Raw genomic sequence first — 7,509 nt, forward strand, 5'->3', positions numbered from 1 at the left:
GAACCTTACCCCGCGCCGCCGCTCCCAAGCGACGCGCTGGCACCCCTATTGCACATCCGACCACAAGCAGGCCGACCCCCCACCCGGCGCGCAACCGTTGCTACGAAGCCATGAGGCCGTGACTGTGGTCGGGTTGGCAGCGATTGGCACAGTACGCGGAGGACCACGATGGACACGAGGACCACCTCGGGACTGCACGCGCGGTTTCTGCGCGGGCTGGCCCTTTCCGAGTCCCGGCCGGCGGTCAGCGTCGGCGGGCGGACGCTGACCTACGGCGAGCTGCACGAGCGGGCGCTGCTGTGGGGCGGCGCGCTGGCGGAGTCCGGCGCCCGCACAGTAGGGGTGCTGGCCGGGAAGGGCGTCACCGCCTACGCCGGGATTCTGGCCGGGCTGTACGCGGGGGCGACGGTCGTCCCGCTGCGGTCGGACTTCCCGGCGGCCCGGACCGCGCAGATGGTCGAGGCGGCGGAGGTGGAGGCGCTCATCGCCGACGAACGCGGACTGACCGTGGCTCCGCCGGTGAAGACGCTGCTGGCCCCGGAGGTCAGCAAGCTGAACGCGCACCAAGCACTAGCAGCGCCGAAGGACGTGCGTCCCGAGGACTCCGCGTACGTGCTGTTCACCTCCGGCTCCACCGGACGGCCGAAGGGAGTCCGGATTGGCCACGGCTCGACCGAGCACTACTTCGGCCTGCTTGACGAGCGGTACGACTTCACGCCGGACGACGTCTTCTCCCAGACGTTCGACCTGAACTTCGACTGCGCGATGTTCGACCTCTTCTGCGCGTGGGGCGCGGGCGCGGAAGCGGTGGTCCTGCCGGGAGCGGCGTACCGGAACGTGCCGGCGTTCGTGGAGGAGCGCGGTCTCACCGTGTGGTTCTCGACGCCGAGCGCGATCGACCTGGTCCGCCGCACCGGACGGCTCACCCCGGGCGCGATGCCAGGCCTGCGGTGGAGCTTCTTCGCAGGGGAAGCGCTGACCGTCCGGGACACCGCGGACTGGCGTGCGGCGGCGGGCAATTCGGTGACCGAGAACCTCTACGGCCCCACCGAGCTGACCATCACCGTCGCCGGGTACCGCTGGGACGACCAGGAAACCCCGAGGATCGCGGTGAACGGCGTGGTGCCGATCGGCGCGGTGCACGAGGGACACGAGTACCTGCTGCTCGACGAAAACGAGGCGGGGGAGGGCGAACTCGCCATCGCCGGACCGCAGCTGACGCCGGGCTACCTCGACCCGGCCGACGAGAAGGGCCGGTTCCTCGACCGCGACGGACAGCGGTTCTACCGCACCGGCGACCGGGTGCGCCGGCTCGGCGGCGACGATCTGGCGTACCTGGGACGGCTCGATTCGCAGGTGCAGGTGCTCGGCTGGCGCGTGGAGCTGACCGAGGTGGAGCACGCGCTGCAGACGTGCGGCGTGCAGGCGGTGGCGCTGGGCGTCCAAGGCGACGGCGGGACCGAGCTGTTCGTCTTCTACACCGGGCCGCAGCGGCCGGTGATCGAGCTGGTGCGGGCGCTGCGGGCAGTGCTGCCAGAGGGCGTGATCCCTCGGCGGTACGAGCACGTCGAGAAGTTCCCGCTGAATTCGAACCGGAAGATCGACCGGAAGACGCTCGCCGCGCGCGCTGCCGACCTCCTGAACCCGGTGCCCGCTTAATTGTCCGTGAAGGGCTCCTTGAGGGAATCTGATTCCCTCAAGGAGCCCTTCACGGCTTTTGTGCGGGAAGGGCAGAGCGCCAGCTAGGGGCCGTTAGGGGTGGGGAGCACCGCCTGCGCGCGGATAACTTTCCGACGTCGGGGAGCTGTCCCGCGCAGGCACGGTGATTCTACGAATCCTTTCGGGAGTGGCAGTCGTGAACGAATCCGGTTCTCTCGTCCATGCCCTGCTCGACGCGGCGGCGGCCAGCGCGCCGGACGCCGCCGCGGTGCGCGACCGGGCGGGGGTGTGGACGTACGCCGAGCTGGCCGCTTGGAGCCACGCGGTGGAGGCGGTCCTCGCGCGGCGCGGGGTGGGGCGCGGCGATCGCGTGGTGGTGCAGTTGCCGACGGACCGGGCGCTGGTCGCGCTCTTCCACGGCACCTCGCGCCGGGGCGCGGTGTTCGTGCCGATCAATCCGGCGATGAAGCGGTTCCACTTCGATTCCGTCGTCGAGAACGCCGAACCGGTGCTGATTCTCCAGCCCGCAGAGTTCGCTCCACTGTGGACGGAAGTCGAGGAAGCCTACCGCGACGGAACTCGCACCGAGCCGACCGAGGTTGAGCTCGACGACGTCGCGGTCCTCGTGTACACCTCCGGCAGCACGGCCGCGCCCAAGGGCGTCATCGGACCGCACCGGCAGGTCACCTTCGCGGCCGGCGCGATCCAGGCGGTGCTCGGCTACCGTCAGGACGACGTGGTTTTCTGCCGGTTCCCGATGTCCTGGGACTACGGCCTGTACAAGGTCCTCCTCTCGACGCTCGGCCGCAGCGAGATCGTCCTCGCCGACGCTGAGTCCGATCTTCGCCTGCTGCAGCGGATGCGCGAGGTCGGCGCGACGGTCGTCCCGATCGTGCCCTCGCTCGCGACGATGATCGCCACGCTGGCCGAGCGCGAAAGCGGCGAACCGGCTCCGGTGCGGCTGTTCACCAACACCGGCGCGGCACTTCCGGATTCGACCATCGAAAAACTCCGCAACGCTTTCCCCGGTGTCCGCGTCGTCCGGCAGTTCGGCCAGACCGAGTGCAAGCGGATCACCATCATGCCGCCCGAGGAAGACGCCGAACGTCCGGGTTCGTCGGGCCTTCCGCTGCCTGGCACGACCGTGCACATCCTCGCTGCTGACGGAACTCCGTTGCCCGCGGGGGAAATCGGCGAGATCGTGGCCGCCGGTCCGCACGTGATGCCCGGTTACTGGCGTGCCCCGGAGCTGTCCGCGCGAGCGTTCCGCCGCGACGAGGCTACCGGCGAGCTCCGCCTGCACACCGGCGATTACGGACGGCTCGACGAGGACGGCTACCTCTACTTCGAGGGCCGCCGCGACGACATGTTCAAGCGCAAGGGAATCCGGATGTCCACTTTGGAGATCGAGGCGGCCGCGATGGACATCCCGGGCGTGCGCGCGGCGGGCGCGATCCCGCCGAGCGAGACGCGCGACCTGGCGATCTGTGTGGAGAGCGACCTGCCGCCGACCACTGTGCTCAAGGAACTGGCGCAGCGGCTCGAGCCGCAGAAGGTGCCCGCGCTGTGCCACGTCGTGGACGAGTTCCCGCTCACCGCGCACGGCAAGAACGCGACGAAGGAACTCGCCCTGCTGGTGGAAGGTGCCCGCAAATGAGCAAGTACGACGAGCTGGCCGCACGGTTCGGCACGCCGGCTTACGTGTACGACCTGGACGTGACCGCCCAGTCGCGCGATCAGCTGTTCGGCCTGCTGCCGGAGGGGTTCGCGGTCTACTACGCGCTGAAGGCCAACCCGCATCCGGAGATCGCCCGCGAACTCCGCGAGGGCGGTTGCCGCGCGGAGATCAGCTCGACCGGCGAGCTGGCCAACGCGCTGACCGCCGGGTTCGCGCCGGACCACATCCTCTACACCGGCCCGGGCAAAACGGACGGCGAGCTGGACGCGGCGATCACCGCGGGCGTCCGGTTGTTCTCCGTCGAATCGCTGACTGACCTGCGGCACGTCGGTGCCGCGGCGGAGCGGCAGGACACCGTCGCGCGTTGCCTGCTGCGGGTGAACACCACGCAGGGCAGTGCGTCGACCGGGATCCGGATGATGGGCCGTCCGTCGCAGTTCGGGGTCGACGCCGAGACGTTGCCCGAGCTGATGCCGCTGTTCAAGGCGGTCTCCGGGGCGAAGATCGTCGGCGCGCACTTCTTCACCATGAGCAATGCGCAGGATGAGGACGCGCTGCTCGGCGAGTACGAGTTCGTGCTGCAGTCGGCCGCGCAGCTGCGCCGGGAGACCGGCCTGCCGCTGGAACTGCTCGACATCGGCGGCGGGTTCTCGTCGCCGTACGCGGTTCCCGGCGAGCGCACCGATTACCCGAAGCTGCGCAACGGTTTGGAGCAGCTTCTCGACCTCTACCTGCCCGAGTGGCGCAGCGGCGAGGTGGAGCTGGCTTGCGAATCCGGCCGGTACCTCTCCGGGACTTGCGGCACGCTGCTGGCCGGGGTCGTGAACGTAAAGGAGAGCCGCGGCCACCGGTTCGTCATTCTCGACGCTGGGATCAACGTGGTCGGCGGCCTTTCCGGGATCGGACGCCTGCTGCCCGCCGCGGTCGGAGTCGAGCAGGTGGGGGACAACCCGGGGCAGCTCGTCGGTCCACTGTGTACTCCTGGTGACTCGCTCTCGAAGGCCGCGAAGCTGCCCGAGCTGTCCGCTGGCGACCTGCTGACCGTGCCGAACGTGGGCGCGTACGGCGTCACCGCGAGCCTGATCAGCTTCCTCGGCCGTCCCGCACCGACCGAAGTCGTGGTCCGCGGCGACGAGGTCATCTCAGTGTCGCGATTGGACTATCAGCGAGTCTATGAGGTGTCGCCATGAGCGAGGAAGTCCGCGCTTACGGCAATAGCGTCGTCGAAGAGCCCAGCGGGCGCACGGTGATCGTGAGCAGCATGGCGTCGGACTCGCACACTTGGAACCTCGTGTACCTCGAACTTCTCGTGCGAGAGCTGGGTTTCGACGTCGTCAACCTGGGCGCGTGCGTGCCGGACGAGCTGCTGGAGTCCGAATGCGTCAGCCGCCGTCCGGCGATGCTGGTGCTGAGCAGTGTCAACGGGCACGGCTACCAGGACGGTCTGCGAGTCGTACAGCGGCTGCGGGCCATCCCTGAGCTGCGCCGGTTGCCGATCGTCATCGGCGGCAAGCTGGGCACCGGCGGGCCGCTGTCCGACGAGCAGACCGCGGAACTGCTGTTCGCCGGGTTCGACGGCGTCTTCGACGAGCAGAACGCCGCCGCCTTCCGGCACTTCGCGGCCACGCTTCCCGGCGGGGTCAGCCAGTTGGAGGGAGCGTGAGCTTCGAGCGGTTCGTAGCGCAGCGGCACGCGGCCGGGGAACTGGTCGTGCAGCCGCGCATGGGCTTCGACAGTCCGGCCGCGATGCGCGCCGGCCTTGTCGCGACCAAGCACGCGAACGCCGCGACCGTCGGCACGCTCACGCTCGACAGCTACACCCGCGTCCGCGACACCGAATCCGCGGAACACGCTTTGCGCAACGGAATTCCGCTCAACGGTTATCCGATCGTCAACCATCCGCCCGAGGTGACCCGGGCGATGCTCGACGGTCTGGAAGGCCCGGACTTCCCGGTGCAGGTCCGGCACGGTTCGGCCCGGCCGGTGGACATCTTCCGCGCGATGATCGCCGCCGGACTGCACGCCACCGAAGGCGGGCCGATTTCCTACTGCCTGCCCTACAGCCGCACGCCGCTCGACGAATCCGTGCGGAATTGGGCGTATTGCTGCGATCTGCTGGTCGACGCCGAACATCCGGGTGGCCGTCCGCATCTAGAGACCTTCGGCGGCTGCATGCTCGGACAGCTGTGTCCGCCGAGCGAGCTGGTCGCGATCAGCGTGCTGGAGGCGTTGTTCTTCTATCGCAATGGTGTGCGCAGCATTTCGGTCAGCTACGCGCAGCAGACGAACTTGCAGCAGGACCGCGAAGCCGTTGCCGCGCTGCGCCGATTGTGCGCCGAGTTCCTGCCGGAAGCGACCTGGCACGTGGTGATCTACGCCTACATGGGACTGTTCCCGCGCACTCCCGATGGCGCGATGTTGCTGCTGGGCAGGGCCGCCGAGCTGGCGATGAGCACCGGCTCGGAACGACTGATCGTCAAGACCGCCGCCGAAGCCCACCGCATTCCGACCGTCGCGGAGAACGTGACCGCGCTCGAACACGCGGCCGCGTCGGCGAAAGGCATCAAGGCCATGGTGGACGCGGACAACCAGGTCTACCGCGAGGCCTATGCCCTGGTCGACGCGGTCCTCAACAGTCACGCCGATCTCGACCGCGCGCTCGTGGTCGCCTTCAAACGCGGTCTGCTCGACGTGCCGTACTGCCTGCATCCGGACAACGCGGGCCAGGCGCGCAGCACGCTCGACGCGGACGGCCGGCTCGGCTGGTCCGAGCTCGGTTCGCTGCCGTTGCGCGGGATCGCCGAACGCGCGCCGAGCGGCCGGATCACCTCGTCGACGCTGATGTCGGCGCTGTCCTACGTCCAGCACACCCATGACACCCAGGCATTGGAGCAGCCGATGACCGCGATCGGAGGGGATTCGCGATGAGCACGCGCCGTACCGTCCGGGCGTATCCGTTCGACATGCACGAGACGTCCGTATCCGAGGCCTACCACCAGTTGCAGCGCGACGAGCCGATGAGCCGGGTACAGTTGCCGTTCGGCGAGCAGGCGTGGCTGGCGACGAAGTACGCCGACGTCAAGCTGGTGACCGCCGATCCGCGGTTCAGCCGGGAGCTGGCCCAGGGGCTCGACCAGCCGCGGATGCGCCGCCAGCAGATGGGCGACGGCATCATGGGCATGGACCCGCCGGACCACACCCGTTTGCGCCGCCTGGTGATGAAGGCGTTCACCGCACGTCGGTTGGAGGCGATGCGCGAGAGCGTCCGCACGCTGGTGCACCAGCTGATCGACGCGATGATCGAGAACGGCGCGCCCGGCGACATCGTCGAAGACCTCGCGCGACCGCTGCCGGTCACGGTCATCTGCAACCTGCTCGGCGTGCCGAAGGAAGACCACACGATCTTCCGCGAGTGGACGCAGGCGCTGGTCAGCGACGCCACCGCGAAAGGCGACGTGCTCGACGTCTATGGCGACCAGCTGGACAACTACGTGGCGCAGCTGGTCGCGCAACGTCGTGAGGACCCGACCGACGACCTCCTCGGCGCGCTCGTCTACGCCCGCGACGCCGGGGACAAGCTCACCGAGAACGAGCTGATCTCGATCGCCGGCGCCGGCCTGCTCACCGGTGGCGTGGAGACGGTGTCCTCGGCGCTGCCGAGCTTCGTCTTCACCCTGCTGACGCAGCCGGAACTGCTCGCGCAACTGCGGGCGCAGCCGGAGATCATGCCGACCGCGGTGGAGGAACTGTTGCGGTGGGTGCCGATCAACACCGCGGCGATGTTCGCCCGGTATGCCCGCGAGGACATCCGCATCGGCGACGTCGTGGTGCGGGCGGGCGATCCGGTGCTGCCCGCGCTGCACGCGGCGAACCGCGACCCGGAGGTGTTCGCGAACCCGGACGTCCTCGACCTGACCCGCAGTCCGAACCCGCACGTCGCGTTCGGCCACGGCCCGCACCACTGCATCGGGGCGCAGCTGGCCCGGCTGGAGCTGCAGGAGGCGCTGAAGGCGATTCTGGAGCGTTTTCCGGAATTGCGGCTCGCGGACGGGCGCGACGGCGTGAAATGGGAGTACGGGGTGATCGTGCGCGGCCCGTCGCTGTTGCGCGTCGCCTGGTGATTTTCCGCCCCTAACGACGTTTTCTGGGGATCCGGCGCGGCGCGAGCCGGC

The 7,509-nt window shown here is 69.1% G+C and carries 6 protein-coding genes; all 6 read left to right on the forward strand.

What is annotated here, in order from left to right; genetic code table 11:
• Nucleotides 1-168: 168 nt before the first annotated feature.
• The gene (locus tag H5411_RS07470; RefSeq protein ID WP_183123349.1) at nucleotides 169-1,659 is read left to right on the forward strand and encodes an AMP-binding protein; all 1,491 of its coding nucleotides are present in this window, start codon (nucleotides 169-171) and stop codon (nucleotides 1,657-1,659) included.
• A gap of 187 nt (nucleotides 1,660-1,846) precedes the next feature.
• Complete coding sequence (locus H5411_RS07475) at nucleotides 1,847-3,316, forward strand: AMP-binding protein (protein ID WP_312877861.1); 1,470 nt, start codon at nucleotides 1,847-1,849, stop codon at nucleotides 3,314-3,316.
• On the forward strand, nucleotides 3,313-4,527 hold the full coding sequence (locus H5411_RS07480) for a type III PLP-dependent enzyme domain-containing protein (protein ID WP_183123350.1): 1,215 nt from the start codon (nucleotides 3,313-3,315) through the stop codon (nucleotides 4,525-4,527). The genes H5411_RS07475 and H5411_RS07480 overlap by 4 nt, the downstream gene beginning before the upstream one ends.
• Nucleotides 4,524-5,000 carry a cobalamin B12-binding domain-containing protein gene (locus H5411_RS07485; protein WP_101438240.1) on the forward strand — a complete coding sequence of 159 codons (477 nt, stop codon included), beginning with the start codon at nucleotides 4,524-4,526 and terminating at the stop codon, nucleotides 4,998-5,000. Before H5411_RS07480 ends, H5411_RS07485 begins: the two co-directional genes overlap by 4 nt.
• Entirely contained in the window at nucleotides 4,997-6,265 is a 1,269-nt protein-coding gene (locus H5411_RS07490; protein WP_183123351.1) for a methylaspartate mutase, read from the forward strand. The genes H5411_RS07485 and H5411_RS07490 overlap by 4 nt, the downstream gene beginning before the upstream one ends.
• Nucleotides 6,262-7,458, forward strand: coding sequence for a cytochrome P450 (locus H5411_RS07495; protein ID WP_183123352.1), 1,197 nt, complete (start codon nucleotides 6,262-6,264; stop codon nucleotides 7,456-7,458). The genes H5411_RS07490 and H5411_RS07495 overlap by 4 nt, the downstream gene beginning before the upstream one ends.
• Nucleotides 7,459-7,509 lie beyond the last annotated feature (51 nt).

The organism is Amycolatopsis echigonensis, from assembly GCF_014174495.1.
In the GTDB taxonomy this organism is placed as follows: Bacteria; Actinomycetota; Actinomycetes; order Mycobacteriales; family Pseudonocardiaceae; genus Amycolatopsis; species Amycolatopsis echigonensis.